The 432-nt window shown below is 73.6% G+C and carries 1 protein-coding gene; it reads left to right on the top strand.

The features are described 5' to 3' along the window. The coding region (locus IH50_RS0137000) for a KR domain-containing protein (RefSeq protein WP_030873098.1) at positions 1–432 on the top strand (432 nt) is incomplete at both ends.

The following is a 432-nucleotide window of genomic DNA, read 5'->3' on the forward strand; positions in this document are numbered from 1 at the left end:
GGTGTGCTGGCTCCGAAGGCGGATGCGGCGTGGTGGCTGCACGAGGCCACGCGGGGGCTGGATCTGGCGGCGTTCGTGTTGTTCTCGTCGGCCGGTGGTCTGGTGCTGACGGCCGGGCAGGGCAATTACGCGGCGGCGAATGTGTTCCTGGACGCGTTGGCGGCGCACCGGCGGGCGGAGGGTCTGCCGGCTACGTCGATGGCGTTCGGGTTCTGGGACGTGGGTGCGGGGCTCGGCCGGTATCTGGGGGAGGTGGACCGGCGGCGGATGGCGTCGCAGGGTCTGCCGGTGCTCTCCTACGAGGCCGGGCTGGAGTTGTTCGCGGCCGGGCTGGACCGGCCGGAGGCCACGGTCGTCCCGCTGCGGGTCGACACCGTCGCCCTGCGCACCCGTACCGACGAGGTGCCCGCCCTCCTGCGCGCCCTCACCCCG

The sequence above is a fragment of the Streptomyces sp. NRRL S-37 genome, from assembly GCF_000721605.1.
Taxonomy (GTDB): domain Bacteria; phylum Actinomycetota; class Actinomycetes; order Streptomycetales; family Streptomycetaceae; genus Streptomyces.